The organism is Agromyces selenitireducens, assembly GCF_052748465.2.
The window spans coordinates 3,687,752-3,713,593 of record NZ_CM188259.1 but is presented as its reverse complement, the minus strand read 5'-3'; the positions used below and the strand labels follow the sequence as shown (position 1 = coordinate 3,713,593).

22 protein-coding genes are annotated in these 25,842 nt (G+C 73.0%); 7 read left to right on the top strand and 15 right to left on the bottom strand.

What is annotated here, in order from left to right:
- Positions 1-120 precede the first annotated feature (120 nt).
- From ACULK4_RS17455 to ACULK4_RS17445, 3 genes are all read left to right on the top strand, one after another.
- The gene (locus tag ACULK4_RS17455) at positions 121-1,269 is read left to right on the top strand and encodes an ATP-binding protein (RefSeq protein WP_445963662.1); all 1,149 of its coding nucleotides are present in this window, start codon (positions 121-123) and stop codon (positions 1,267-1,269) included.
- Positions 1,270-1,433: 164 nt separating this feature from the next.
- Positions 1,434-1,973: a hypothetical protein gene (locus ACULK4_RS17450; protein WP_445963661.1), complete on the top strand. Its 540-nt coding sequence runs from the start codon at positions 1,434-1,436 to the stop codon at positions 1,971-1,973.
- Between the two features lie 160 nt (positions 1,974-2,133).
- Positions 2,134-3,309, top strand: coding sequence for a glycosyltransferase (locus ACULK4_RS17445; RefSeq protein WP_501043330.1), 1,176 nt, complete (start codon positions 2,134-2,136; stop codon positions 3,307-3,309).
- Between the two features lie 9 nt (positions 3,310-3,318).
- On the opposite strand, the gene ACULK4_RS17440 is transcribed toward ACULK4_RS17445, so the two are convergent.
- The 4 genes from ACULK4_RS17440 to ACULK4_RS17425 are packed head-to-tail and all read right to left on the bottom strand — an operon-like array spanning position 3,319 to position 9,804.
- Positions 3,319-4,446 carry a glycosyltransferase gene (locus tag ACULK4_RS17440; protein WP_445963659.1) on the bottom strand — a complete coding sequence of 376 codons (1,128 nt, stop codon included), beginning with the start codon at positions 4,444-4,446 and terminating at the stop codon, positions 3,319-3,321.
- Complete coding sequence (locus ACULK4_RS17435) at positions 4,443-6,617, bottom strand: glycosyltransferase family 4 protein (RefSeq protein ID WP_445963658.1); 2,175 nt, start codon at positions 6,615-6,617, stop codon at positions 4,443-4,445. The genes ACULK4_RS17440 and ACULK4_RS17435 overlap by 4 nt, the downstream gene beginning before the upstream one ends.
- On the bottom strand, positions 6,614-7,786 hold the full coding sequence (locus tag ACULK4_RS17430; protein WP_445963657.1) for a glycosyltransferase family 4 protein: 1,173 nt from the start codon (positions 7,784-7,786) through the stop codon (positions 6,614-6,616). Before ACULK4_RS17430 ends, ACULK4_RS17435 begins: the two co-directional genes overlap by 4 nt.
- Complete coding sequence (locus ACULK4_RS17425; RefSeq protein WP_445963656.1) at positions 7,783-9,804, bottom strand: glycosyltransferase; 2,022 nt, start codon at positions 9,802-9,804, stop codon at positions 7,783-7,785. The genes ACULK4_RS17430 and ACULK4_RS17425 overlap by 4 nt, the downstream gene beginning before the upstream one ends.
- A gap of 79 nt (positions 9,805-9,883) precedes the next feature.
- Here ACULK4_RS17425 and ACULK4_RS17420 point away from each other — a divergent pair, with 79 nt between their 5' ends.
- Both ACULK4_RS17420 and ACULK4_RS17415 read left to right on the top strand, forming a co-directional pair.
- Entirely contained in the window at positions 9,884-10,606 is a 723-nt protein-coding gene (locus ACULK4_RS17420; RefSeq protein WP_445963655.1) for an arsenate reductase/protein-tyrosine-phosphatase family protein, read from the top strand.
- A 47-nt stretch (positions 10,607-10,653) separates the two neighbouring features.
- Positions 10,654-11,838, top strand: coding sequence for a glycosyltransferase (locus ACULK4_RS17415; protein ID WP_445963654.1), 1,185 nt, complete (start codon positions 10,654-10,656; stop codon positions 11,836-11,838).
- Here ACULK4_RS17415 and ACULK4_RS17410 read toward each other — a convergent pair.
- Positions 11,784-12,773, bottom strand: coding sequence for an alpha/beta hydrolase (locus ACULK4_RS17410; protein WP_445963653.1), 990 nt, complete (start codon positions 12,771-12,773; stop codon positions 11,784-11,786). The genes ACULK4_RS17415 and ACULK4_RS17410 overlap by 55 nt on opposite strands.
- A gap of 117 nt (positions 12,774-12,890) precedes the next feature.
- Between ACULK4_RS17410 and ACULK4_RS17405 the strand changes: the two genes are divergently transcribed.
- Positions 12,891-13,592: a TetR/AcrR family transcriptional regulator gene (locus ACULK4_RS17405; RefSeq protein WP_445963652.1), complete on the top strand. Its 702-nt coding sequence runs from the start codon at positions 12,891-12,893 to the stop codon at positions 13,590-13,592.
- 131 nt (positions 13,593-13,723) lie between these two features.
- On the opposite strand, the gene ACULK4_RS17400 is transcribed toward ACULK4_RS17405, so the two are convergent.
- The 9 genes from ACULK4_RS17400 to ACULK4_RS17360 form a co-directional block, all read right to left on the bottom strand.
- On the bottom strand, positions 13,724-15,139 hold the full coding sequence (locus ACULK4_RS17400) for an FAD-dependent oxidoreductase (RefSeq protein ID WP_445963651.1): 1,416 nt from the start codon (positions 15,137-15,139) through the stop codon (positions 13,724-13,726).
- An 80-nt stretch (positions 15,140-15,219) separates the two neighbouring features.
- A complete protein-coding gene (cobA, locus tag ACULK4_RS17395; protein WP_445963650.1) occupies positions 15,220-16,044 on the bottom strand; it encodes a uroporphyrinogen-III C-methyltransferase in 825 nt (274 codons plus the stop codon).
- Positions 16,041-17,069, bottom strand: coding sequence for an ABC transporter permease (locus ACULK4_RS17390; protein WP_445963649.1), 1,029 nt, complete (start codon positions 17,067-17,069; stop codon positions 16,041-16,043). The genes cobA and ACULK4_RS17390 overlap by 4 nt, the downstream gene beginning before the upstream one ends.
- The gene (locus tag ACULK4_RS17385; RefSeq protein WP_445963648.1) at positions 17,059-17,802 is read right to left on the bottom strand and encodes an ABC transporter ATP-binding protein; all 744 of its coding nucleotides are present in this window, start codon (positions 17,800-17,802) and stop codon (positions 17,059-17,061) included. Before ACULK4_RS17385 ends, ACULK4_RS17390 begins: the two co-directional genes overlap by 11 nt.
- The gene (locus ACULK4_RS17380; RefSeq protein ID WP_445963647.1) at positions 17,799-18,899 is read right to left on the bottom strand and encodes an ABC transporter substrate-binding protein; all 1,101 of its coding nucleotides are present in this window, start codon (positions 18,897-18,899) and stop codon (positions 17,799-17,801) included. Before ACULK4_RS17380 ends, ACULK4_RS17385 begins: the two co-directional genes overlap by 4 nt.
- Positions 18,896-20,368, bottom strand: coding sequence for a sulfate adenylyltransferase subunit 1 (locus tag ACULK4_RS17375; RefSeq protein WP_445963646.1), 1,473 nt, complete (start codon positions 20,366-20,368; stop codon positions 18,896-18,898). Before ACULK4_RS17375 ends, ACULK4_RS17380 begins: the two co-directional genes overlap by 4 nt.
- Complete coding sequence (gene cysD, locus ACULK4_RS17370) at positions 20,368-21,315, bottom strand: sulfate adenylyltransferase subunit CysD (RefSeq protein ID WP_445963645.1); 948 nt, start codon at positions 21,313-21,315, stop codon at positions 20,368-20,370. Before cysD ends, ACULK4_RS17375 begins: the two co-directional genes overlap by 1 nt.
- The gene (locus ACULK4_RS17365; protein ID WP_445963644.1) at positions 21,312-22,088 is read right to left on the bottom strand and encodes a phosphoadenylyl-sulfate reductase; all 777 of its coding nucleotides are present in this window, start codon (positions 22,086-22,088) and stop codon (positions 21,312-21,314) included. Before ACULK4_RS17365 ends, cysD begins: the two co-directional genes overlap by 4 nt.
- Positions 22,085-23,845 carry a nitrite/sulfite reductase gene (locus ACULK4_RS17360; RefSeq protein WP_445963643.1) on the bottom strand — a complete coding sequence of 587 codons (1,761 nt, stop codon included), beginning with the start codon at positions 23,843-23,845 and terminating at the stop codon, positions 22,085-22,087. Before ACULK4_RS17360 ends, ACULK4_RS17365 begins: the two co-directional genes overlap by 4 nt.
- Positions 23,846-24,055: 210 nt before the next feature.
- On the opposite strand from ACULK4_RS17360, the gene ACULK4_RS17355 reads away from it, so the two are divergent.
- A complete protein-coding gene (locus ACULK4_RS17355; RefSeq protein ID WP_445963642.1) occupies positions 24,056-25,012 on the top strand; it encodes a proline dehydrogenase family protein in 957 nt (318 codons plus the stop codon).
- 54 nt (positions 25,013-25,066) lie between these two features.
- On the opposite strand, the gene ACULK4_RS17350 is transcribed toward ACULK4_RS17355, so the two are convergent.
- Entirely contained in the window at positions 25,067-25,807 is a 741-nt protein-coding gene (locus ACULK4_RS17350) for a sirohydrochlorin chelatase (protein ID WP_445963641.1), read from the bottom strand.
- Between the last annotated feature and the right edge of the window lie 35 nt (positions 25,808-25,842).

Sequence of the window (25,842 nt, the reverse complement as noted above, 5' to 3'; positions counted from 1 at the left end):
CGAACGAGTTGAGCCGAGCAGCCGTCGAAAGCCCAGCGTAGAGGAGCCCCTTCCCGAGGCCCCCGAGCTGGGGGCGTCCCGGAAGGGTCGGGAGCCGCGGGACGGGTTAGGCTCCGAGGTATGCCAACGGCCTTCGACGTGCGTGCGCTGACGAGCACGGTCCGCATCGAGCTCGACGACTCGCTGAGCACCGCCGACCAGGAGTCGATCAAGGCGCACTGGGTCGATCTCGCCGGTGACGGGGGCGGTGAGCCCGACCAGGTCATCCACGGCGGCGTGAGTGGCGGTTCGGGTCCAGTCAACGGCTCATGGGTCGTTCGAGCGAACTCCCCTAGGGAACTGGCTCAGCGGATCACCTCGGAGATCACGGTCGGTGCCATCGGCGGGCTCCGGGGAGAGGCACTCATGCTCCACGCGAGCGCGGTCGCTCTCGACGATGGACGCGTGATCGGCTTCGTCGGACCGTCCGGTCGGGGGAAGACGACCGTCGCCCAGGCGCTCGGCCGTTCCTTCGGCTACGTGACCGACGAGACGCTCGCGGTCCGCGCCGACGGCTCGGTCATCGCCTACCCGAAGCCGCTCTCGATCGGGTCCTGGCCCGGCGTCAAGACCACGGAGCCCGCATCATCCCTCGGCCTGCGCCCGATGCCGGCCGTCGACCTGCAGCTGGCCGCGATCGTGCTCCTCGACCGGCGGCCCGGAATCGAACGACCGTTCGTCGAATCGGTGCCGATCGTCGAGGCCCTGTCGGAGCTCGTACCCCAGACGAGTCACCTTCCGGCTCTGGCGCGCCCGCTTCGGGCCCTGCTCGATACGATCCTCACGACCGGTGGCGTGCGCCGGGTCGTCTACTCGGAGGCATCGTCCCTGCCCGCGCTCGTCGATGACGTGTTGGACGCGAGCGGCGACGAGCCGCCGATGCTGACCGATGTCGGCCGACTGTCGCAGCGCGACTGCGACTGCTTCTCGCGACCCGACGAGGGTTCCGATGCCGCAACGGTCGAGACGCCCGGCGCCTACTGGCGCGGGACCTACTCCGACGCGCTCCTCGTGGATGACGCACTGATCGTGCTGCTGTCGGGCCGGGCCGTGGTCCTGGCAGGAGTGGGGCCGACCCTGTGGTTCACCGCGGATGGCCTCACGGAAGGGGAGCTGCAGCTGGCCGTGTTGAGCGAACTCCCGGAACCGCCGCCCGACGTGGACGCCGCGGCGGTCGTCTCGGAGGCTCTGGGCGAGCTGGTGGAGGAGGGGATCCTCGTCCGCGCCTGAAGCGCGATCCGCACTCGGCGTCTCGGGAACGGACGACGGCCTCCGCAGTCGCCCCCCGAACACGGGTGAAATCGGGCTCGACGGATCGAGCACAGTACCTTTAGAGTTGGCTGAGCATCTCTCGACCTGCTGTCGCAGACCCCCACAGCAAAGGAAGGCCCGACATGAGTGACCTCGAGGAACAGAAGCCCGGCATCAGCCGTCGCACGGTTGCGAAGGCGGCTGCGTGGTCGGTCCCCGCCATCGCCTTGGCCGTCGCGACGCCCGCGTACGCGGCGTCGCCCGGCATCATCACCGTATCCGGCGCAGGCTGCAAGCTGCCCGGTGCGTCGCAGGACGTGTTCAAGGGATACGCGTTCAGGGCCACCATCTCCAACACGACGAACGCGGCGATCACCGTCACGATCACGGACATGACCCTGGGCGGCGACGATCTCGGCAACGTCGGCGTCATCCGCCTCAGCCCCTGTACCGACCTGGGCACGAACACGTTCGTCGTGCCGGCGAACAGCACGTTCGACGTGGCGCTCATCACCCAGGATGCAGCGAGCAGTGCGAACGGCCAGCTCATCATCAGCTACACGGTGGATGGCGGTCCCGTACAGCAGGTGAGCACGGCAGCGAACGCTGCACCCCCGATCCAGGGCGCATCCTGCAGCTCGTTCAGTGCAGCTGAGAAGACCTGCATCGCGTCCGAGCTCTAGAACTCCTCACCGGCAGAGACCCGGCGGGCCCATTCGGTCTACCGGGTCTCTGCGGTACCGGTAAGCGTTCGGCACAGTTCGCTCGCGCGGCGGAACCGCGCAGTCGGGCATACGCACGACTGGCTAGCATTGGCCCCATGCGGCATGCGGCGGAGCGCTCGTGACCGACGTCCTCCACGCGATCACTCCCGGCGACCACTTCTCGCCGCGCACGGGCTCTGCGATTCCGACCGTGGTGGATGGGCTCGCCGCTGCAGCCAGCCATGACAGGTCGCCGTTCCGGCACTTCGTGGTACTCGATCGCTCGACTATGACGCCGCGTTACGAGAGTGCGGGCGTCATCGAGTACACCGGCGCGCGAGGTCCGACGAGACATGCGCGCGCTCTGGACCTCGCACGTGGGCGGGTCGGACTTTCCCGCTCAGCCGTCGCGCGGTTCTACGCACCCCTCGCCGACGCGATCAGCGCGCGGGAGCCGGCGTTCGTGCTCGCGCACAACGCGCCCGTCCTTCCATGGCTCCTTCGGGACACGGACCACAGGGTCGTGCTCTACGCGCACAACGACCTCCTGCGCACCTACTCGCGGCACGAGGCGGGGCGAATGCTCGAGAGCGTGGCGGCGATCGTCTGCGTCGGGGAGTCGCTGGCGGAACGAACGCGAGCCGCACTGCCAGGGAGCCTCGCCGAGCGGGTTCGAGTCGTGCGCAACGGCATCGACTGCGAGCGGTTCACGCCGTCGGCGAACGGGGGAACCGCGCCGCCCGGAAATCGCGCTGCACCGTTACGCATCGTGTTCGTCGGCCGGATGATCGCCGAGAAGGGACCCGACGTGCTGATCCGCGCCGCCGAGCAGCTCGGCCGCGCGGACCTCGAGTTCGTGCTGATCGGGAGTCACGGGTTCGCCCGCGACGCCCCCGTGTCGCCGTACGAGCAGGAGCTGCGGCGGCTCGCCGACTCGGCACGGAGCCGATCGGGCGCCGACATCCGCTTCGAACCATTCGTCGATCGCATGTCGCTGCCGGCCATGTTGCGCGACGCCGACGTGCTCGTGGTGCCGTCGCGCTGGGCCGAGCCGAGCGGCCTCACCGCCGCCGAGGGGCTCGCCACGGGGCTCCCGGTGATCGCCAGTCGCGTCGGCGGACTGCCCGATGTCGTCGGAACCGCGGGTCTCTTGGTGGAACCCGACGATGCTGCGGTGCTCGCGGAAGCGATCGCCGCACTCGCAGACGACCGGGAGCTCAGACGGCGGATGTCGCAGCGCGCCCGGGCCCACGCCCTCGAGCACGACTGGTCATGGGCATGGTCCAACTTGCGCGGAGTGCTCGAGGAGCTCTGACCGCCGCAGCTACGCGCGCGAACCCTCGAGCCGGTGCAGCGTCGCGGCCATCGCAGCGACGCGCTCACTCCAGTCCGCAACCGGCCCGTCGGCCCCGTCCGGAAACCGCGACGCCGCGGGCACGGCCGCGGCGACGGCTGCGGCGAACGCGTCGCCCGAGACGAGCGTGATGCGCGGATCCTCCGCGTCCCTGAAGCCGGCGACCGGGGTCGACACCACCGGCCGGCCCACGGCCTGGTACTCGTAGAGCTTCAGCGGGTCGAGGCTGTCGGTGAACTCGGTCACAACGTGCGGCACGACGAGCACGTCGGCCTGCTGGAGGTATCCGATCACCGCGTCACGCGGGCGGGGCCCCAGCAGTCGCGCTCCCGCGTCGTGCAGGCGCGCGACATCCTCGGGCGCGAGCAGGTTCGGCCCGACCAGCACCAGCGTGCCGCGGGTGTCGAGGGCGCGGGCGGTCGCCGCGCAGAGATCCACGTCGATTCGATCCGGATGGATCGTGCCGAGGTAGAGGGCCACCGGACCGTCGGGCAGATCCGCGGGCCGCGGCATCGCGCGACGATACGCCGCGGCGTCCACGCCGTTCGGGATCAGCGTGACGGGACGTGTCGCGCTCTTGCGTCGCACGAGTTCGGGCGAGCACACGACGACCTCGCCGGCGAGCTCCAGGAGCCGGGCCTCGTTGGCCGCCGCACGTCTGCGTTCCGACTCGGGCCGGTCGGCCGCGAGCCAGTCGTCGGTGATGTCGTAGAGGGTCGGCCAGCCAGACCGCTCCGCGAGCGCGACGGCCCCGGGGTCGTTGATCCAGAGCAGCGGATGCCGCATGCCGAGCGAGTCTGCTGCACGTATCACCGCTCCCGCGAGGCGCTCATCGGCCCGCGCGTCGAGGCGGCGGGGCAGCCACTTCACGGGCCGGACCGTGAACAGCCGGCCGGGCGCGACATCCGTCACCTCTCGAAGGCCCCGCGCGAACGACGGCCGTCGCCCGGAGCGCAGGTCGTGCGTCGGGTCGGCGGGCGGCTCGACGAAGAGCACGCGCAGCGAGGCATCCGTTCGCAGCAGGCCGGCGACCAGGTGCTGATTGCGGCGCCAGACCTCGTCCCACGCCTCGAGCGAGACCACCACGAGGTCGGTCATCGCGCCCCCCGGTAGACGGCCACGGTCGCCTCGGCCTGCGCGCGGAGCGAGAACGACTCCCGCTGGCGCCGCTGCACCGCGAGCGACAGGGCGGTGCGGCCGGCCTCGTCCCCGGCGAGCGAGGCCAGGTTGCGCGCGGCCGCCTCGACGTCGCCCGGCGGGAACATCGCACGCGGGTCGAGCCCGGTGAGCACGTCGAGATGTCCGGCGGCACCCGCGGCGACGACCGGGAGCCCGCCTGCCATCGCTTCGAGCAGGGTGAGGCCGAGTCCCTCCACCGGGCATGGCGCGATCAGCAGGCCGGCGCGGTCCAGCACCTGCGGCAGGTCTCGGCGGTAGCCGAGGAAACGCGTGGCGGTGCCGACGCCGAGTTCGGCTGCGAGTGCCTCGAGCGCGGGGCGCTCGGGGCCGGCGCCCGCGATCTCGAGGGTCCAGCCGTCGTCGGCGAGCCCGGATGCCGCGAACGCGCGAATGCCGACATCCGTGCGCTTCTCGGGCTGAAGGCGCTGGGCGATGAGCACCGCCCGCTCACGCCGGGCGACGTCGCACAGCGGCCGGTTCCCGACGCCGGTGTGGACGACGGTGCTGGCGCCCTCGACCGAATCGGCGACCGCGCGGCTGATCGCGATCTGGCCGTCGAGACGGCGTCGCACGACCAGGTCGATCGGCACCGGACCCGCCCGGCCCCGCGGCTTCGCGAAGTGCCGGGTCGCGACCACGACCGGGCGACGCGATCTGCGGGTGAACCAGAGCGCTCCGACGGTGCCGAGGTCCGCCGCCGTCATGTGGGTGTTCACGACATCGAACTCCCGGCCGATGCGGCGCACCGCGCGAAGGACCTCGATCGTGCGCGCCGCCGGGACGTGGTCGATGCCGGCGTCGGCAAGTGGCGGCCCCATGCGGTCGGCGGCGCCCCCGATCACGGTGAGCTGATGACCGGCGGCGGCCTGCTCGACCGCGAGCCGGAGCACGAACTGCTCGACTCCCGAGAACCCGTCGGAGCGGATGGCGTGCAGGATGCGCAGCGGGCGTGCGTCGACCGGTGCGGACGCCCTCGCGGGGTCCAGCGACTCGACGAGGTCGAGGTACCGGCGGGCGACTCGTGGCCACGAGTACTGCTCGGCCGTGCGGCGCGCGCGCCCGCGCCATTCCTCGAGCGGCTGCGACGCGAGCTCGGCGAGGCGAGCGCCGACCGAGGCGGCATCGCGTTCGACGAGGAAGCCGTTCTCGCCGTCGATCAGGAGGTCGGGAGCGAAGCCGACGCGCGTCGACACGACCGGCAGGCCGCAGGCGAGCGCCTCGAGCACGACGAGGGCGTTCGCCTCGTAGGCGCTCGGCAGCACGAGCAGGTCGGCGGCCCAGAGGAACGGGACGGGGTCGCGGTGTGTGCCCGCGAAGTGGACGAGGTCGGCGACGCCCGCGCCCTCGGCCTGCGACCGAGCCCGGCGGATCATCTCGGCTGATCCGCCGACGACGAGCAGGAGCACGTCGGGTGCGCGGCGCAACGCCGACATGGCGACCGGCAGCCCCTTGCGTTCGAACTCGTGGCCGATGAAGACCGCGATCGTGCGGTCGTCGTCGACGCCGAGGTCGGCCCGTGCCCGCGCGCGTTCCGCGTCATCCGGAGGCCTGAAGCGCTCGATGTCGACACCGTTCGGGATCACGTGGATCGGGGCGCGCACGCGACCGTACGTCGAGACGAGCAGCTCGGCTTCGGTCGTCGTGAGCGCGACCACCGCCCGGTGGGTACGACCGCGATACCGGATCCGGTCGCGCATGGCGGTGAACAGGTGCACGGGGTTGCGCACCATCCGCCAGACGTAGTCGCCTCGCGCTCGCATGGCGGCCTGCAGGAGGCCGTGGTTGACGTAGATGTCGCCCGCCATCACGTCGTTGTGCGTGATCGAGACCGCGTCGGGGCGCTCGGCGAGGAATCGCCGCGCTCGCCGCGTCCCGACCGTGCTGAACCAGATGACGTTGCGCGCGCGGGTGAGATGGGTGGCGAGGGGCATGCGTCGATGCACGCTCCTGGGCGGCCCGCCCGCGTCGGCCGCCGTGAACCGCTCGACCGTCGCCCCCGCGGCGATGAACTCGCGCTCGAGCGCGTGGGCGACGCCTGCGACTCCGCTTCCCGGACCGATCGAGGGAGCGATCTGGACGATGTGCGTCATCCGTCGCCTCGTGCGACCGGATGGCGCGAGCCGTCGCGTGCACGCTCGGCTTCGAGTTCCTCCGCGAGGCGGAGGTAGCGCTCGGCGATGCTGCGCCATCCGTAGGGCCGGGCGGATTCGCGCGCTCGCCGGCCGAACTCGGCGAGCTCGGCATCCTCGATCGTCGCGAGATGATCCATGCGTTCGCCCACTGCGCGGCCGTCGCGCTCCACCAGGAATCCGTTCACGCCGTCCTCGATGACCTCGGGAGCGAAGCCGACGGGCGTCGCGATCACCGGCAGGCCGGTGGCGAGCGCCTCGAGCACGACGAGCGCGTTCGCCTCGTAGGCGCTCGGCAGGACGAAGAAGTCGGAGGCGTGCAGGAACGGCAGGGGGTGGTGGCGCGGACCGAGGAAGAGGATCCGATCGCCGACGCCCAGCTCGGTCGCCTCGGCGTACGCCTCGGCGATGATGAGGTCGTTGCCGCCGATGACGAGCAGCAGCACGCTCGGCGCGTGCGTCAGACCCCGGATGGCGAACGAGAGGCCCTTGCGCGAGAACTCGTGGCCGACGAAGACGGCCACACGCTCTTCGGTGCCGAGCTTCAGCTCGGCGCGGGCCGCGCGGCGCTCCTCGGGCGTGGGCGGCCGGAACCAATCGAGGTCGACGCCGTTCGGAATGACCTCGATCCTCGGCCGGACCGGACCGTAGGTGGCGCGCAGGTCCGCGGCATCCGTCTCGGAGAGGCACACCACCGCACGGTGCGCGCGCCCCCGATACCTGACGCGATCACGGAGGTAGATGAACACGTGGAAGGGGTTGCGGTAGGTGCCCCAGAACGACCGGCCCCGGGCGCGCATCGATGCGAGCAGGAGCCCGTGGTTCACGTAGACGTCGCCGACCAGCACGTTGTTGTGCGTGATAGTGATCGCGTCGGGGCGATCGGCGAGGAACTCGCGGGCGCGCATCGTGCCCACCGTGCTGAACCACACCATGCGCCATCCGCCGCGGAGACGAGCGAAGAAGCTGCCGGGCGGCCAGCGCAGTCCCTGGCGCCGCTGGGCGTCGTTGAAGGTGAACCACTCCACCGTCGCGCCGAGCGCGTCGAGTTGGCGTTCGAGGTGGTGCGCGACGCCTGCGACGCCGGTGCCGGGACCGATGTGCGGCACGATCTGCACGATGCGCGTCATGCCGCCCGCCCCTCGCTCGCGGGGCGGAATCGCGCCTCGACGCGCACGGGCCCGAGGCGGTAGATCGCCGCACGCCGCCGCGCCGCTGCGCCGCGGTCGCCGGGCAGGACCACGGCGCGAGCCGTCGCCCCGATCCACTGCCCGAGCCGCGCCCACTGCCAGCCCACCGCGCCGTAGTGCTTGCGGAGGTACCGCTCCTGCGACGCGTGGAAGTGCGCCTCGCGACGGCGGGGGTCGCCGCCCGTGCCCGCGCCGACATGCATCGCGCGCGCCTCCGGCACGGCCGCGTGCCGCCAGCCGAGCCGATGCGCCCGGTACGCCCAGTCGGCCTCCTCGGCGTAGAGGAAGAAGCGCTCGTCGAAGCCGCCGACCTGCGCAAGGGCCTCGGCGCGCAGGAGCAGCACCGAGCCGATCACGTACGCGGGGTCGCGGCGGAGGCGAGCGAGGCCGAGCGCCTCGAGCCACGTGCCGCTCGGCGACGGCAGCCACCAGTCGACGCGGGCCGGCATGCCGTGGTCGTCGACCTGGACGGGCCCGACGCTCGCGAGGTCGTCGCGGGCCCGCAGCGCCCGCTCGAGTCGCTCGATGTCGGCGGGGGAGATCGCGGCGTCGGGGTTGAGCAGCAGCACGTCGGCGCCCGGCACGAGCCGGTCGGCGAGGGCGACGTTCACGCCCGCGGCGAACCCCGCGTTGCGCCCGGGGTCGAGGTATCGCACGCCGAGCTCGGAGCACACGGCCGCGATCTCGGGCATCGACGAGTTGTCGACGACGGTGACGGGAAGCTCGGTCACGGGCTCGAGCGCACGGCGCAGCAGGTCGGGCGAACCGTAGGCGACGACCACGACCTCGACGGGACTGCCCGCCGACGCGGCCGCCGACGACGAAGCAGCCGCGCCGGATGCCTCGTGCCGGACCGTGCGATACAGGTCCAGGTAGTCGCGGGCGACGGCCTCCCAACTGCATGCCGCCGCGCGGGCGGCGCCGGATGCTCGCAGCTCCTCGGCGCGCGGCCCGGCCGCGGCGAGGAGCGCCTCGACCAACGCGCCCGCATCGCCCGCGGGGACGACGATCCCCGCACCGCCGACCACGTCGGGCAGGGCGCCCGCGTCGCTCGAGACGACCGGCACGCCGCACGCCATCGCCTCGACCGCGACGCGACCGAACTGCTCCGTCCACGACGGCGTCGGCAGCGAGGGCACGGCCAGCACGTCGACCGAGCGGAGGAATGCCGGGATGTCGTCGGGATCGACCGCGCCGACGAGCTCGACGCGGTCGGCGACGCGTGCGGCCGCCGCGAGCGACGGGAGCTCCGTGCCGAGGGGACCGGTCCCGGCCGCCCGCAGACGCAGCCGAGGTTCGCGCGTGAGGGCGTCGAGGAGCACGCGCAGCCCCTTCTCGGGCACGAGGCGGCCGACGAAACCGACGGTGACGGCGCCGGCGGGGCCCGCGGCATCCGTTGTCGCAGTCTCGCCCTCGGCCTCGACGGGCCGGAAACGCTGGAGGTCGACGCCGAGCGGGATCACTCGTGCGTGCCCCGCGAAGCCTTTCTCCTCCACGATCCGCGCCGCCTCCGAATTGCAGGCCGACACGCCTGCCGTCGCTCGCAGCGCCCACCGCTCGAACCAGCGGAACGGGACCGGGTAGCGCTTCCGGAGGTTCTGGGCGGTGTACAGCACGACCGGCGGACGGTCACGACGGCGACGCAGGGCTCGCAGCAGCAGCACCTCGGCGGTGGCGAGCGCGAACGGCTCCTCATGGAGGTCGAGCACATCCCACCGCTCGCCCAGCGCGTGCCACAGCGGCCGCGGGTCGTACACGAACAGGGCGGGGTGTCGGCCGATCGTGTGCGCGCCGATGACGCGCTCGCCGGGCCGTGCGCGCAGGCGCACCTCGACGCCGCCCGCATGCCAGGAGCGCGCGCAGACGACCGCGACGTCGACGCCCGCCTCGGCGAGCGCTCGTTCCCGCCCACGCCATTCGTCGACGACGGCACTGTGCGACACCCTCAGTACGCGCACCGCACCCCCTCTAGACTCTTCGAGGAAACCTTATCCGTCGGCCGTGCCCGGATCGCCGGTCGAAGTGGGAGGTGGTTGCGTGGATCGGGAGTCCTTCACGATCCTCGCCGTCTGCACGGGCAACCTGAACCGGTCGGCGCTCGCTGCGGCGCTCCTGCGCACGTGGGCCGAGTGGTACCTGCCGGCGGAACTGGCGGGCCGGGTGACGGTGTCCAGCGCGGGCCTCGCGGCGCCCGTCGGCAGCCGCATGCGCAGCCGCACGCGAGCGATCGCGTCGGCGCTGGGCGCCGAGACGCCCGGCCATCGGGCGGCGCAGGTCACCGAGCAGCACATCCGCGCGGCCGACCTCGTCCTGGTGGCCGAGGTCGACCAGCGCGATCGCGTGCTCGGCTTCGTCCCGGCGGCGTTGAAGTACACGCTCACCATCCGCGAGGCGGGCGCGATCGCCGCGACCATGTCGGATGGTCGCCCGCCCGCGACGCTCGACGAGCTGCGCGCCCGCGCGGCGCTCATCGTGCGCAGTCGTGCGCTGGCGAACGGCGCCCCCGCCGACATCGTCGATCCCCAGGGCCGCGAGGACGACGCGTACCGCGAGATGGCTCGGCAGGAGGTCCCGGCGCTCGCCCGCCTCGCCGCGGTGCTGTTCGGCATGCCGGCCGCCGAGGTCGCCGCGTACGACGAGGCGGTGACGGATGCCGCGGCGTTCCCGTTCGACGCCGAGGGCGGGGGATCGGCGGCAGGTCGCGATGCGCCCCCGGCTGCCGCTGGCGGCGTTCGGCCGCGCGGACGGCACCGCGCATGAGCGCGGCGCCGAGCACGACCGACGCGGCGTCGCAGCCGGATCGACCGATGCGGGTCCTCCACCTCGACCACACGAGCGTCCCCGGAGGCGCTGAGTTCGCCCTGCTGCGGATGCTGCAGTCGGAGCCGCGCTGGGCGGCGGTCCTGCAGCTCGCACCGTCGGAGCGTCGCGGCGACGCCGGTGTCTACGAGGCGCTGCCGTCGCGCGTCCCGCGCCGGATCGCCGGATTCCGCCAGCCGGCCGGCGCGAGCACGGGCGGTCGGCTCGCGGCGCTCGCCGTCGGGAGCCGCGTGCTCGCGCAGGCCGCGGTCGTGCGGTGTTCACGGGCGTTCCGCGGTGCGGACCTGGTCGACGCCAACACCGCGCGGTCGGCGGCCTACGGTGCACTTGCGGTGCGCGGCACGCGCCGCGCGTTCGTGGTGCACCTGCGCGACCTCGTCGAGCCCGAGGCGCTGGGGCGAGCCGGCCACGCGCTCATGATGCGCGTGGTGCTCCCGCGCGCCGACGGCGTCATCGCGAACTCGCACGCGACGCTCGAGTCGGCGCGCCCCCACGTTCGCGCGGGGGCCATCGCCGAGGTGATTCCGAGCGCGTCGGGGTTGCGCGTGCGGCCGCCCCCCTCGGGGGCCACCAACGCGGCGCTCGGTCCGGTGCGAACGGTCGGCATGGTCGCCCGCATCGACCCGTGGAAGGGGCAGGCGATGCTCCTCGAGGCGTTCGCAAGCGCGTTCTCCGGCGGCGACACGCGCCTGCAGTTCGCGGGCGCGGCGCCGTTCGGGCACGAGGGATTCGCCGAGTCGCTCCGCCGCCGCGCCGGGGAGCTCGGCGTCGCGGACCGGCTCGACCTGCTGGGACACGTCGCCGACGTCGACGCCCTGCTCGCGGGGTGGGATGTCGCAGTCCAGGCCTCGACGCGTCCGGAACCCCTCGGCCAGAACGTCCTGCAGTACCTCGCGGCCGGTCGGGCCGTGATCGCCGCCGACGAGGGCGGACCGGCGGAATGGATCGACGACGGTGTGAACGGGTTGCTCGTGCCGCCTCGTGACGTCGAGGCACTCGCCGCGGCGCTGACGCGACTCGATGCCGACCCCCACCTGCGTGGTCGCCTCGGTGCGGCCGCCGCCTCAACGCCGGGCCTGCTCGACGACGCCGCGGTCACCCGCGCACACGAGGAGTTCTACGGGCGGGTGCTGGCGTCCGTCGCCGCGCGCCGGTCGGTGTCGCCGGGCTGAACGGTCCCGTCCGACTGGACGATGTCGACGGGTCGAGCCGTGTCGCCGGGCTGACCGGTCGCGAGCCCGAGCGCATCGACCCCGGCAGGCCCGCCTGTCACGAACGCCGTGATCGCGTCGAGCGCGGCATCCGCCCCCAGCACGCGGTTGTGCCCGTGCCCGTCGGTCACGACGAGTCGCGAACGCTCGCCGTGGGCCGCGTGCAGGCGGTGCGCCTCGCCGACGGCGACCTCGCGGTCGGCGCGGTCGTGCACGACGAGCAGCGGCATCCGCTCGGGAAGCGGCGCTGCCACGCCGTCGAAGCGCGCCCACGGGTCGTCGAGGTGCGGCAGGATGCGGCGTGCGAACCGGTCCGCGAGCGCGTCGGCGCTGGGCCGGTCGATGCCGACCCGCGCGGCGAACGTGTCGACGAGGTAGCGCGCGTCGGCCATGCCGCCCACGGCGACGAGCGCACCCGCCGCCACGCCCTCGGAGATCGCGGTGCGCGCGGCCATCGCGCCGAACGAGTGGCCGATGATCGTGTGGAAGCGGCCGTGGTGCGACTGCATCGCCTCGATCGCGGCCATCCAGTCGCGGATGTCGGTGCGCCGGCCGCCGGACTCGCCGTTCGCCGGCGCGTCGAACGCGACGAGCCGGAAGCCCTCGGCGCGCAGCTCGCGGATGATGGGCGCGAACTGGGCGGCGCGGCCGCGCCATCCGTGCACGAGGAGGATCGTGTCGGGGCCGCCGCCCCACTCGTACGCGACGACGTCGCGGCCGCGGACCCGAAGGGTGCTGCGTCGCGCGGACTCGTGGATCGCGCGGTCGGCGGGCCGCACGGGCAGCGGGCTGCCGACATGCATGAAGAGGGGCATGGCGGCGCGGGCCGCGAGCTCGGGGGAGAGGCGCTCGACGGCGCGGACGGTCGCGGCGACGGCGGCGAGGGCGCGGGACATGGTGACTCCGATCCGGGCGGTGGTCGCGTGCGGGCTTCGACTGCGGCATCCGCTCGATGAATGAATACGAACGATCGTGCGTTGAGTATACGAACGTTCGTGCGTAAACTGCAAGCGATGACCGATGAACTGCTCGTGACCACGTCGACGGATGCCGCCGGCACGGCCGACCACGCCGACGGCCGACGCCAGCGCGGCGACGCGTCGCGTCGCGTCATCCTGTCTGCGGCGGTCGACCTCGCGTCGGTCGAGGGACTCGACCAGCTCTCCATCGGGCGGATCGCCCAGGCAGCAGGGCTCTCGAAGAGCAACGTCGCGACCCTGTTCGGGACGAAGGAGCGGCTGCAGCTCGCCGCCGTCGAAACGGCGCGCGAGCGGTTCATCGAGACCGTGGTCGAGCCGGCGCGTGTGCACCCGCGCGGACTCGGGCGGGCGATCGCGCTCGTCGACCACTGGATCGCCTACTCGCGCGACCGCGTCTTCCCCGGCGGGTGCTTCTTCGCCGAGGCCGCGGCCGACTTCGACGCGAAGCCGGGCGAGGTGCGCGACGCCGTCGCGGGCATGCTGCGCGAGTGGGGCGGATATCTCGCCGCCACCCTGCAGCACGCGCACGACCTCGGCGAGCTTCCCGCCCTCGACGATGCCCGGCAGGCCGCGTTCGAGTTCAGCGCACTGCTCGAGCTCGCCAACCGCGACTCGTTGCTCACCGGCCGCAACTCGTCGTACCGTCGCGCACGGGCCGGCATCGCCTCGCGTCTGCGCGCCGCGGGCGGCGACCCGGCCGCGATCGACGCGTTCGCGGCCGTCTCCGACGGCTGAGCTCCGCGCCATCGCCGCCGGCCTCTCACCCCGGGTGTACAGGAGACCCGGCGACCTGCAGGACCGGATCGCCCGATCCGTCCTGTGAATCGCCGGACCTCTGGTGATCCGGGAGGGGGGCGGGCCAGGCGTCAGCCCGCGACGAGCGCGCCGTCGCGCGAGAGCGCGACCTGCTCGTCGCGCGGCACGACCTTGACGCGCTCGCGGGCGACCGGTCCGTCGAACGCCTCGCCGAGCGCGCGCTCGTGCGCGTCGAGCGCGAGCCAGCCGTTCCAGGTCGTGTAGCGGATGCCGCGGGCCTCGAGCACCTCGAGCACCTCATCGCCGTCGGCGCCCGCCGCGACGACCGGGCGCTCGAGCACGCCGGCCTCGGCATCGGCCACCAGGTTGGTGATCGTCTCGAGCGCGTCGCCCTTCGTATGGCCGATCAGGCCGACGGGGCCGCGCTTGATCCAGCCCGTGGCGAAGAGGCCGGCGATCGGGGTGCCCGCGGCATCCGTCACCCGGCCGCCCGCGTTCGGGATCACGCGCGCGCGCTCGTCGAACGGAACACCGGCGAGCGGCGAGCTCGCGTAGCCGACCGCGCGGTACACGGCCTGGACCGGCACGTCGACGACCTCGCCCGTGCCCGCGACCGAGCCGTCGCCGACCGGGCGGGTGCGCTCGAAGCGCACGCCCTCGACGCGGTCGGTGCCGAGCACCTCGACGGGGGAGTGGAAGAAGTGCAGGTGCAGGCGGCGCGACGCCGGCGGCCGTGACGCGTCGCGCGTGCGCCATCCGTTCAGCGTGCGCGTCATGACCTTGACCTGGTTGTTCGTCGCGAGCAGGTGCGCCGCGTGCTCGTCGCCCTCGGCGCGCGCGAAGTCGTCGTCGTACACGACGAGGTCGACGTCCGGGATCTCGCCGAGCTCGCGCAGCTCGATCGGCGTGAACTTCACCTGCGACGGTCCGCGGCGGCCGAACACGTGCACGTCGGTGACGGGCGAGGCGGCGAGGCCCGCGTGCACGTTCGCGGGGATGTCGGTCGAGAGCAGGTCGGCGGGGTGCTTCGCGAGCACGCGCGCGACGTCCAGCGCCACGTTGCCGTTGCCGATCACCGCGATCGACTCCGCCTCGAGCGGCCAGTCCCGCGGCACGTCGGGGTGCCCGTCGTACCAGGCGACGAGGTCGGCCGCGCCGTACGACCCGGGCAGGTCGATGCCGGGGATCTCGAGCGGGGCGTCCTTCAGCGCGCCGGTCGCGAAGATCACGGCGTCGTAGCGCTCGCGCAGCTCGTCGACCGTGACATCCCGCCCGACCTCGACGTTGCCGATGAGGCGGATCGTGCCCTCGTCGAGCATCTCGTGCAACGAGTTCACGATGCCCTTGATGCGCGGGTGGTCGGGCGCGACGCCGTAGCGGATCAGGCCGTACGGCGCGGGCAGCGACTCGAACAGGTCGATCGCGACCTGCCCGCCGGCCTCGTCGACCTGGCGGCGGAGGATGTTGCCCGCGTAGATGCCGGCGGGGCCGGCGCCGACGATCGCGACACGGAGGTTGAGGGTCATGAGGCATGGGCCTTTCGGAAGGGGGTGGTCTGTGGGTCGAGGAGGGCGCGCAGCGCCCGTCTCGAGACCCGGGACGGGAGTCAGGTCTCGAGACGCGCCTTCGGTGCTCCTCGACCGACACGGTTCAACTCGGCCGGCGCGTACGGACTCAGCCGCACCACATCGCCGACCACGACGACCGCGGGCGAGCGGATGCCGCGCACCGCCGCCTGGTGCGCGATCGTGTCGAGCGTGCCGATCGTCACGCGCTGGTTCGGGCCGTACCCATCCTCCACGATCGCGACCGGGCAGTCGGACCCGCGCTCGCCGCGGGCGAGCGTGATCGCCGAGTTCGCGAGGGTGCCGACGCCCATGAGCAGCACGACCGTGTGATCGCGACCGCCGCCGAGCGCGCGGATCTGGTCGTGACCCGTGACGACCGTGAACGTCGTCGCGAGACCGCGGTGGGTGAGCGGGATGCCGGCGATCGCGGGCACGGAGACCGCGCTCGTGATGCCCGGCACGACCTCGACGTCGACGCCGCGGTCGCGGCAGTAGGCGAGCTCCTCGCCGCCGCGGCCGAACACGTACGGGTCACCGCCCTTGAGGCGCACGACGCGCTTGCCGTCGCGGGCGAGCGTCACGAGCAGCTCGTTGATCGCATCCTGCGGCACGGCGTGGTGGCCGGGCAGCTTGCCGACATCGACGACCTCCGCGGTGAGCACCGTGCCCTCGGCGGCGAGGCCGTCGAGCACCGTGCGGGCGCCGAGGCGGTCGGCGACGATCACGTCCGCTGCCTCGAGGGCGCGAAGCCCCCGGATGGTGAGCAAGCCGGGGTCGCCGGGGCCGGCGCCGACGAGGGTCACCCGCCCGTGCGCCGGCGAGCCCGCGGCATCCGTCGTCGTGTCGTTCGAGTACCTGGTCATGGGGTCCCTCCCGTGAGTCCGCGGCGGCGCAGCAACCCGCGCTCGACCGGGGCGAAGACGAGCAGCTCGATGACCACGCCGATCGCGAGGATGACGAGGATCGTGCCGAGCACGCCCGCGAGGTCGGCCAGGTCGCGGCCCTGCTGCAGCAGCGAGCCGACGCCGAAGCCGATCGACCCGCCGAACGCGATGATCTCCGCCGCCATGAGCGAGCGCCACGAGAACGCCCAGCCCTGCTTCAGCCCCGCCAGATAGCCCGGCAGTGCCGCCGGCAGGACGACGGATGCCGCGAGCTGCAGCCTCGACGCACCGAGCACGGTGCCGACCCGGCGCAGCTGCGGCGGCACCTGCGCCACACCGGCGACGAGCCCGTTGACGATCGACGGGATGGCGCCCATGAGCACGACGAAGTACACCGTGGCATCCGACAGCCCGAACCAGAGGATCGCGGCGGGCACCCACGCGACCGACGGCAGCACCTGCAGGCCCGAGACCAGCGGACCGAGCGCGCGGCGCAGCGGCGCCCACTCGGCCATGAGCAGCCCCAGCGGCGTACCGACTGCGACCGCGATGAGGAAGCCGAGGATGCCGCGCTCGAGGCTCGTCGCGACGGCGAGCTGCAGGCGACCGTCGTCCCATGCCAGGCCGAGCGCAGCGGCGACGTCGAGCGGCCCGGGCGCCAGGTCGGGCCGCGGCTGCGCGATGACGGTGTACGCCTGCCACGCGGCGACCAGCACGGCGAGCAGCAGCACGGGCGGCAGCACGCCGTCGATCGCGCGGCGCCACCACGGCGTGCGTCGCTCGGTCGTGGTCTGCAGGCGGTCGAGGCCGCGGAGTTCGGTGTCGAGGTCGCGGGCGTCCCCGATTCCGTCGTCGGCTGCGTCCCGTGCTCCGACGCCTGTGCCGCGAGTGTCCAACGGATGCCGCGCGCTGTCGCGCACACCGGCATCTTCTGGACACTCGGCGTGGGTGGGGGAGGTGGCAGCGGTGGGAGGCTGGTTCAGCAGTTCGGTGTCATGCGGCATTGCGGCGGATCTCCCTTCGCAGCTGCTCGGTGATCTCGACCGAGAGCGCCGAGACCGACGGCGACTCGATGCGGCGCGGACCCTCGTCGGCGACGCGCCATTCGTTCACGATGCGCCCCGGCCGGCTCGACATGAGCAGCACGCGCTGCCCGAGTCGGGCGGCCTCGCGCACGTTGTGCGTGACGAACACGATCGTGCGGCCGGTCTCGCGCCAGACGCGCTCGAGCTCCTCGTGCAGCAGGTCGCGCGTGATCGCGTCGAGCGCGGCGAACGGCTCGTCCATGAGCAGCACCTCGCGGTCCTGTGCGAGCGCCCGGGCGAGGGCGACGCGCTGTCGCATGCCGCCCGACAGCTCGTGCGGGCGCTTCTCCGCGGCATCCGCGAGGTTCACGAGGTCGAGGAGCTCGAGCGCCCGGGCCCGGCGGTCGGCGCGCGGGACCCCGCCGAACCGCAGCGCGAGCTCCACGTTGCGGCGGGCGCTCAGCCACGGCAGCAGCGACGCCTCCTGGAACATCACCGCGGCGCGCCCGTCGACCTCGACGGTGCCCGCGCTCGGCTGTTCGAGCCCGGCGATCAGGCCGAGCAGCGTCGACTTGCCGCAGCCCGACGCGCCGAGCAGGCACGTGAACTCGCCCGGCGCGACCTCGAGGTCGATGCCGTCGAGCACGATGGGGCCGTCGGCGTCGTACCGCTTCGCGACGTCGGCGAGGCGGATGGCGGGGCGGAGGCTCATCGCTCGGCCCCCAGTCCCGCGGTCGAGATCGGCTCGAGCGCGGCATCCGCTCGCACCGCATTGAGGGCGCGCAGGTCGAACAGCCCGTCGAGATCGCCGGCACGGGCGGTCCCCGTGGCGACCGCGGCATCCTGCAGCACCGGGAAGGTCGACGCGAGCGGGTCGGTGGTCGCAGCGACGCGATCGAGTGCCCGCGCGATCACCGCGTCGGGCAGGGCGGCGCCCGCGTCGACGGTGAGCCGCGCGTTGACGACGTCGGCGATCTCGGTGGGGTTCGCCGCGATCCAGTCGACGGATGCCGCGTGGCCGGCCACGAGCGCTCGCACCGTCTCGGGGTGGTCGTCGAGCAGGTCGGCCCGCACGACGAGCACGGTCGTCGGGTACTCGCCGCCGGGCCACAGCTCGCCCTCGTCGACGAGCACCTCGGCTCCCTCCTCGAGCACGAGCCGGGACACCCACGGCTCCGGGAGCCAGGCGCCGTCGATCGATCCGGCCCGGAAGAGCTGCAGGGTCCGGGCGTTGTCGGTCGGCACGATGTCGACGTCGCCGCCGCCCGTCGGCGAGGTGGTCAGGTCGTGGTCGGCGAGCCAGGAGCGGAGCGCGACGTCCTGCGTGTTGCCGAGCTGCGGCGTCGCGACGGTCGCCCCGCGCAGGTCGTCGGGGTTCGCGATGCCGTCGCGCACGACGAGCGCGGCCCCGCCGGAGGTCGCCCCGGCGACGATCCGCAGCGATGCGCCACCGGACTGCACGAATCCGTTCACGGCAGGATTCGGCCCGAGGTAGGCGGCGTCGATCGCACCGGCACGCAGCGCCTCGACGACAGCCGGTCCGGCGGCGAACGCCTGCGCCTCGAGGCGGGTGCCGTCGAGCGCGTCGGCGATCAGTCCGGCCTCGAGGCCCACGAGCGCGGGCGCGTGCGTGACATTCGCGAGGTAGCCGAGGCGCAGCGCCTCGGCGGTCGGTCCCCCGGTCGCCGTCGGCTCCGCGGCGGCGCGGCCCAGCCCGCCGACCACGACGGGCACGGCGACGATGGCTGCCGCCACCGCGACGCCCGCGACGAGCTCGACGAGCTGTGCTCCGAGGGACCGACGTGTCATCGCGGCGGCTCGGCGACGATGCCGGCGGCGAGCGTCGCGCCGTCCTGCGGGTGGATGACGAGGAAGGCGCCCGCGCGGCGGTGCGTCGCGTACGGCTCCACGACGAGGTCGGACGCGAGCCGCAGCCGCACGAGCCCGATGTCGTTCGTGGCGAGCTCGGCGGCGGGTTCGGTCTCGAGCGTGTCGAGGTCGAGTCGCCCGCGGATGTCGGTGACGAGCGCCTGCACGGTCGACGTGCCGTGCTTCACGAGCACGCGTGAGCCCGTCGTCAACGGGCGGCCGTCGAGCTGGAACACGTCCGCGTCGAGCTCGCGGCGCGGCACCGGGAGCGACCCGGCGGCCGCGATCACGGCGCCCCGCGCGGCGTCGACCGGGTCGGCCAGGCGCAGGGAGACGGAGAGCGGTGCGGATGCCTCGTCGACGGCGACCGGTCCGCGGTCGATCCCGGCGACCGTGGTCGTGATGCCCGATGGGAACACCTCGACGACGTCGCCGACCTTCACCGTGCCGGACTCGATGCGGCCGGCGAACGCGCGGTAGTCGCGGAAGTCCTCCTGTGGTGGTCGAGGAGCACCGGCGGCGCGTATCGAGACCCGGGGGTCCACGAGCTCGGGCGACAGCGCGCCCTGCGGGCGGATCACGAGCTGGACGGGCAGGCGCAGCGCCTCGAGGTCGGTCTCGAGCTCGTCGATCGTCGAGAGGCCCTCGAGGAGCTCGAGCAACGACGGGCCGTCGTACCAGGGCGTGCTCGCCGAGCGCTCGACGACGTTGTCGCCCGCGAGCGCCGACACGGGGACGACGTGCGCGTCGGGCAGGCCGAGGTCGCGCGCGAGCGCGGCGACATCCGCTGCCACCGACTCGAACGCGGCGCGGTCGTAGCCGACGAGGTCGATCTTGTTCACGGCGACGATCACGTGCGGCACGCGCAGCAGCTGCACGACCGCGAGGTGCCGACGGGTCTGCTCGAGCACCCCGTTGCGCACGTCGACGAGCACCACGACCGCGTCGGCGGTGGCCGCACCGGTGACCATGTTGCGCGTGTACTGCACGTGCCCGGGGCAGTCGGCGAGGATGAACGACCGACGGCCGGTCGAGAAGTAGCGGTAGGCGACGTCGATCGTGATGCCCTGCTCGCGCTCGGCGCGCAGGCCGTCGGTCAACAACGCGAAGTCGATCGCGCCGGGCTCGCCGCCGAAGCCGCGCTCGGCGGAGGTGCGCGCGACCGACTCGAGCTGGTCGGCCAGGATCGCCTTCGAGTCGTGCAGCAGGCGGCCGACGAGCGTCGACTTGCCGTCGTCGACCGATCCGGCGGTCGCGAAGCGGAACAGCGACCCGCCTGTGCCACTGTCCTGGTGCCGAGTGTTGCCGTTCGCGCCGAGTGATACCGCTGCAGCGGCATCACTCGCGGCGAGCGGTATCACTCGACGGGATGGCCCGCCGTGCCGGGGCGCCGTGGTGTGCTCGCTCATCAGAAGTACCCGTCCTTCTTGCGGTCCTCCATGGCCGCCTCCGAGAGGCGGTCGTCGGCGCGCGTCGCGCCGCGTTCGGTGAGGGTGGATGCCGCGACCTCGCGCACGATGTCCGGCACTGTCGTGGCATCCGACACCACCGCGCCGGTGCAGCTGAGATCGCCGACGGTCCGGTAGCGCACCGTGCGGCGCTCGACCGTCTCGCCGTCGCGCGGGGCGGACACGTCGCTCACCGCGAGCCACATGCCGTCGCGCGCATAGACGTCGCGCTCGTGCGCGAAGTACAGGGGCGGCAGGGCGATGCCCTCGCGCTCGATGTAGCGCCACACGTCGAGCTCGGTCCAGTTCGAGATCGGGAACGCGCGCACATGCTGGCCGACGGTGTGCCGGCCGTTGTAGAGGTTCCAGAGCTCGGGGCGCTGGGTGCGCGGGTCCCACTGGCCGAACTCGTCGCGCAGCGAGATGATGCGCTCCTTGGCGCGGGCCTTGTCCTCGTCGCGGCGCGCGCCGCCGAACACCGCGTCGTGGCGGCCTGCGGCGATCGCGTCGAGGAGCGGCAGGGTCTGCAGCGGGTTGCGCGTGCCATCCGCTCGCTCCTGGAGGCGGCCGTCGTCGAGGTAGTCCTGAACGGATGCCACGACGAGCCGGATGCCGAGCCGCTCGACGGTCTCGTCGCGGAACCGCAGCACCTCGGGGAAGTTGTGGCCGGTGTCGACGTGCAGCACGGGAAACGGGACGCGGCCCGGCCAGAACGCCTTGGTCGCCAGGTGCAGCACGACGACGGAGTCCTTGCCGCCCGAGAAGAGCAGCACGGGCCGCTCGAACTCGGCCACGACCTCGCGGATGACGTGGATGGCCTCGGCCTCGAGCGCGTCGAGCGCATCGAGGTGCGCCGCCGCGGGGCGGGCGGTCGTGTCGGTCTCCGTCGATTCGGTCGTGTCGGTCATAGGTGCAACCCGCATTCCGTCTTGGCGAGGCCGGCCCATCGGCCCGACCTCGGGTCGTCGCCCGCCGCGACGGGCCTGGTGCACGGCTCGCAGCCGATCGAGGGATAGCCGTGCGACATGAGGAGGTTCACCGGCACGGCGTGTGCGCCCGCGTAGCCGAGCAGGTCCTCGAAGGACCAGGCCGCCACCGGGTTCACCTTGACGAGCCCGTTCCGCTCGTCGTACGTGACGAGCGGCGTGAGCGCGCGGGTCGGCGCCTCCTCGCGGCGCACGCCCGTGAACCAGACCTCGTAGCCGCCGAGGGCGCGCTGCAGCGGCTCGACCTTGCGGCGCGCGCAGCACAGGCTCGGATCGCGGGCGAACAGCTCGGCGCCGAACTCGGCATCCTGCTCGGCGACGGTCTGCTCGGGACGCACGTCGACGATCCGGACGTCGAGCGAGCGGGCGACCTCGTCGCGCGTCACGTGCGTCTCGGTGAAGTGGTAACCGGTGTCGAGGAACAGCACGTCGACGCCGGGCAGGTGCTGCGCCACGAGGTGCGGGAGCGCGGCGTCGGCCATCGAGCAGGCCGCGGCTGCGGCATCCGTCGCGAAGTTCGCCGCGACCCACGCGACGACCTCGGCAGCGGATGCCTCGTGGTCGGTGAGGCTGCCGAGTGCGGCGTTGCCCGCCTCGGCGAGGGCGCGCAGCTCCTCGGGCGAGCGGCGGATGCGCGCACCGGTGACGGGTGCTGCAGCGCTCCGTGCGGCGGTGCCGAGGTTCTGCGCGCTCATCGGAGTGCCTCCTCGTCGGCGCGGTGCGCCCACTGGGCGAAGGTCTCGCCGGCCGCGGCATCCCGCTCGCCGAGGAAGCGCGTCACGACACGCTCGACGTAGTCGGCGATGCCGTCGGCCGCGACCTTGAGGCCGCGCACGGTGCGGCCGAGTCCGGCCTCGTCGCGGTCCTGCGATGCGAGCCCGCCGCCGAGGTGCACCTGGTAGCCCGGCACCTGCTCGCCGTCGATTGTCACGAGCTGGCCCTTGAGTCCGATGTCGGCGGTCTGGATGCGCGCGCACGAGTTGGGGCACCCGTTCACGTGGAGTGCGATCGGGTGCGGCAGGTCGAACGCGGCGAGCCGCTCCTCGAGCTCGAGCACGGCGGCGGTCGCGTAGGCCTTGGTCTCGACGATCGCGAGCTTGCAGAACTCGATGCCCGTGCACGCGATGGTGCCGCGGCGGATGAGGCTCGGCCGGGCCTGGAGCCCGAGCTCGTCGAGGCCGGCGATGAGCGACTCGACGCGGTCTTCGGGGATGTCGAGGATCACCACCTTCTGGTGGGGCGTGGTGCGCAGCCGGGTGGACCCGTGCGCCTCGACGAGGTCGGCGAGCTTCGTCAGCGTCGGCCCGGAGACGCGCCCGACGATCGGGGTCGCTCCGACGTAGAACCGGCCGTCCTTCTGGCGGTGCACTCCCACGTGGTCGCCGGGCGTCGCGGGCGTGGGCGCGGCCGGCCCGCCGGGCAGCGGTGCATCCAGGTACTCGGTCTCGAGCACCTGCCGGAAGCGCTCGGCGCCCCAGTCGGCGAGCAGGAACTTCAGTCGCGCCTTGTTGCGCAGACGCCGGTAGCCGTAGTCGCGGAAGACCTGCGCGACCCCGTGCCACACGTCGGCCGTGCGCTCGGGGGGGACCCAGACGCCGAGCCGCTCCGCGAGCCGCGGCGCCGTCGAGAGTCCACCGCCGACCCACAGGTCGTACCCGACCCCGAGGTCCGGGTGCTCGACGGCGACGAACGCGACGTCGTTGATCTCATGCACGACGTCCTGGCTCGGGTGCCCGGTGATCGCCGACTTGAACTTGCGCGGCAGGTTCGCGAGCGACTCGTCGCCGATGAAGCGGGCCGCGATCTCGTCGATCTGCGGGGTCGGGTCGATGAGCTCGTCGGCCGCGATGCCCGCGACGGGCGAGCCGAGGATGACTCGCGGCACGTCGCCGCACGCCTCGGTCGTCTCGAGCCCGACGGCCTCGAGCCGACGCCAGATCTCGGGCACGTCCTCGACGCGCACCCAGTGCAGCTGCACGTTCTGCCGGTCGGTGAGGTCGGCGGTGTCGCGCGCGAACTCGGTCGAGATGCCGCCGATCACCCGGAGCTGCTCGGTCGTGAGCTGCCCGCCGTCGATCCGGACGCGCAGCATGAAGTACTCGTCCTCGAGCTCGTGCGGCTCGAGCGTGGCGGTGCGGCCGCCGTCGATGCCGGGCTTACGCTGCGTGTACAGCCCCCACCACCGGAACCGTCCGTGCAGGTCGGTCGGGTCGATGCTCTGGAAGCCGCCCGCCGCGTAGATCGTCTCGATGCGCTCGCGCACGCTCAGGCCGCCGTCGGCCTGCTTCCATTCCTCGTTGGCGTTGAGCGGCGTCGTGCCGTCGACCTTCCACTGCCCGTTCGGCTTCGCCGAGGGTCGGGGCGAGCGGATGCCACGGGGTGCGCGCTCGCCGTGTGCCGGGCGCTCGGCGCGCGGCGCCCGCGGCGCGGCATCCGTCGTCTCGATCGTCACGGTTCCCCTCCTCGTCCGCACCCCGTCCGGGGCACGTGGTTGACGAAGGTACGGGGGGTCGGGCGGATGCCGGAAGGCCGCCCTGTCACGATCGGTCACTCCGTGTCGCACGGCGTCACACGTCGTCGCAGACGGTCACGCCGGTCGCCGGGTCGACGAGGGTGCGCCGGATCGTCCGGTACAGCGTGGCGCGGGGCATAACGTAGTGCCATGCTGATCGATTCGACGACACTCGAGCGCGCCGCAGACACGCTCCGGACCTGGGCGCTTGACGAGGACATGAAGGCCAAGGTCATGGCCGACCCGAATCTTGCGCCGATGGCGACACGGGTCGCCCGACGCTACACGGCGGGCCTGACCATCGACGATGCCCTCGACCTCCTCGCTGACAACACCGGACGCGGCCATCGTGGAAGCATCGAGTGCGTCGGGGAGTCGGTGCGGGACGCCGACGTCGCCGTACGGGAGACCGAACAGTTCATCGAGCTGGCCCGGCGCATCGCGGACTCGGACCAGAACGCCACGCTCTCGTTCGATCTGTCCCACGTCGGCTCGGCCGTCTCCCCCGAGCTCGGACTCGCCAACGTCACGCGCATCGCGCAGGCGGCGCGGGACGCCGGCACCTCGGTGATGATCTCCGCCGAAGGATCCGACCGCACGGACCTGGTGTTGGACCTGTACGAACGCCTGTCCATGGACTTCCCCGAGACGGGAATCACCCTGCAGGCGAGACTCCACCGCACTCCCGAGGACCTCGAGCGAGTCAAGCGGCGTCCGGGCCCGGTCCGTGTCGTCAAGGGTGCCTTCCTCGAACCGGAGTCGGTGGCCTTCCCCCGTGGCACGCAGCCGATGGTGGACGCGTACACGTCGATCGCCGGCGACCTCGTCCGAGCCGGTCACCGCGTCAACCTCGCCACCCACGACCCGGACCTCGTGTCGTCACTGCGGCGCGAGCTCGGCGATGACCTCCGCGGCGAACACGTGGAGTTCGAGATGCTTCAGGGCCTCGGCACGGAGCTGCTCGACGGACTTCATGCCGAGGGCTACGCAACGCGGGAGTACATCGTCTACGGACCCGAATGGTGGCTGTACGTCCTCAACCGCATCGCTGAGCACCCCGAACGGGCGCTCACTGCGCTGGCCGACCTCAACCGCGTACATGGGTGATGGCCGCGAACTGTTCGCCCGTCGAGCCCCGCGATCGTTTCTCTGACCCGCCCGTCAGGCGAGCGCGCGAGCGGATGCCGCGTACCGGTCGAGCACGATGCCGACGAGTTCCCGAGGCGCGGGCTCGTCGGGCACGAGCAGCGGCGCTGCGGTGACGTCGGCGCCGGCCGCGCGCGCGAGGTCGTCGAAGTAGCCGGGCGCGAGCAGGTAGTTCGCCACGACCACACGCGCCCCATCGGCGATGCCTTCGCGCGCGGTGGCGACGGCCTCGGGCAGGCGAGGCTCGGCCGCCGACAGGAACCCCACCGCGACGTCGCGGCCGGCTGCCGCGGCGAGCAGCTGCGCCTGCTCACGGCAGTCGGCGACAGCCCGGCGGTCGCTCGAGCCGGCGACGGCGAGCACGATGCGGTCGTCATCGCGCAGGCCCGCCTCGTGCAGCCGGCGCAGCAGCACCGTCGCCAGCCGGTCGTCGGGCCCCAGGGCGCCGCCGAGCACGACGGGGCGCGAGGTCTCCTCCGCGACCGCCTCCGTGAGGTCGACGTACACGTGGTACCCGGCCGACAGCAGCAGCGGCACCACGACGGCCGACTCGGCCGGCTCGAGCCAGCCCAGGGTGGCCGGAACGTCGGGTTGCTCGACGTCGACGTGGCCGAGCCGGACGGTCGGCGCGGCATCCGGGTACCGCCGCACGACCGCCTCGGCGACGGCATCATGCAGTCCTCGGACCGCGCGCCGCCCCTCGGGCGACGAGGTGCCGTGCGAGATGCCGACGAGGGCGGGTGGGCGGGTCGTCATCGGTCCATGTTCGCATCGACGGCCACGCCGGGCGA

Excerpts from the sequence above, each read along its gene's own strand:
- ACULK4_RS17350 (WP_445963641.1), bottom strand. The coding sequence starts at position 25,807 with ATGACGACCCGCCCACCCGCCCTCGTCGGCATCTCGCACGGCACCTCG.
- ACULK4_RS17400 (WP_445963651.1), bottom strand. The coding sequence starts at position 15,139 with ATGACCCTCAACCTCCGTGTCGCGATCGTCGGCGCCGGCCCCGCCGGC.
- ACULK4_RS17380 (WP_445963647.1), bottom strand. The coding sequence starts at position 18,899 with ATGACACGTCGGTCCCTCGGAGCACAGCTCGTCGAGCTCGTCGCGGGC.
- ACULK4_RS17390 (WP_445963649.1), bottom strand. The coding sequence starts at position 17,069 with ATGCCGCATGACACCGAACTGCTGAACCAGCCTCCCACCGCTGCCACC.
- cobA (WP_445963650.1), bottom strand. The coding sequence starts at position 16,044 with ATGACCAGGTACTCGAACGACACGACGACGGATGCCGCGGGCTCGCCG.
- ACULK4_RS17435 (WP_445963658.1), bottom strand. The coding sequence starts at position 6,617 with ATGACGCACATCGTCCAGATCGCTCCCTCGATCGGTCCGGGAAGCGGA.
- ACULK4_RS17375 (WP_445963646.1), bottom strand. The coding sequence starts at position 20,368 with ATGAGCGAGCACACCACGGCGCCCCGGCACGGCGGGCCATCCCGTCGA.
- cysD (WP_445963645.1), bottom strand. The coding sequence starts at position 21,315 with ATGACCGACACGACCGAATCGACGGAGACCGACACGACCGCCCGCCCC.
- ACULK4_RS17355 (WP_445963642.1), top strand. The coding sequence starts at position 24,056 with ATGCTGATCGATTCGACGACACTCGAGCGCGCCGCAGACACGCTCCGG.
- ACULK4_RS17430 (WP_445963657.1), bottom strand. The coding sequence starts at position 7,786 with ATGACGCGCATCGTGCAGATCGTGCCGCACATCGGTCCCGGCACCGGC.
- ACULK4_RS17455 (WP_445963662.1), top strand. The coding sequence starts at position 121 with ATGCCAACGGCCTTCGACGTGCGTGCGCTGACGAGCACGGTCCGCATC.
- ACULK4_RS17405 (WP_445963652.1), top strand. The coding sequence starts at position 12,891 with ATGACCGATGAACTGCTCGTGACCACGTCGACGGATGCCGCCGGCACG.
- ACULK4_RS17415 (WP_445963654.1), top strand. The coding sequence starts at position 10,654 with ATGCGGGTCCTCCACCTCGACCACACGAGCGTCCCCGGAGGCGCTGAG.
- ACULK4_RS17450 (WP_445963661.1), top strand. The coding sequence starts at position 1,434 with ATGAGTGACCTCGAGGAACAGAAGCCCGGCATCAGCCGTCGCACGGTT.
- ACULK4_RS17410 (WP_445963653.1), bottom strand. The coding sequence starts at position 12,773 with ATGTCCCGCGCCCTCGCCGCCGTCGCCGCGACCGTCCGCGCCGTCGAG.
- ACULK4_RS17440 (WP_445963659.1), bottom strand. The coding sequence starts at position 4,446 with ATGACCGACCTCGTGGTGGTCTCGCTCGAGGCGTGGGACGAGGTCTGG.
- ACULK4_RS17385 (WP_445963648.1), bottom strand. The coding sequence starts at position 17,802 with ATGAGCCTCCGCCCCGCCATCCGCCTCGCCGACGTCGCGAAGCGGTAC.
- ACULK4_RS17365 (WP_445963644.1), bottom strand. The coding sequence starts at position 22,088 with ATGAGCGCGCAGAACCTCGGCACCGCCGCACGGAGCGCTGCAGCACCC.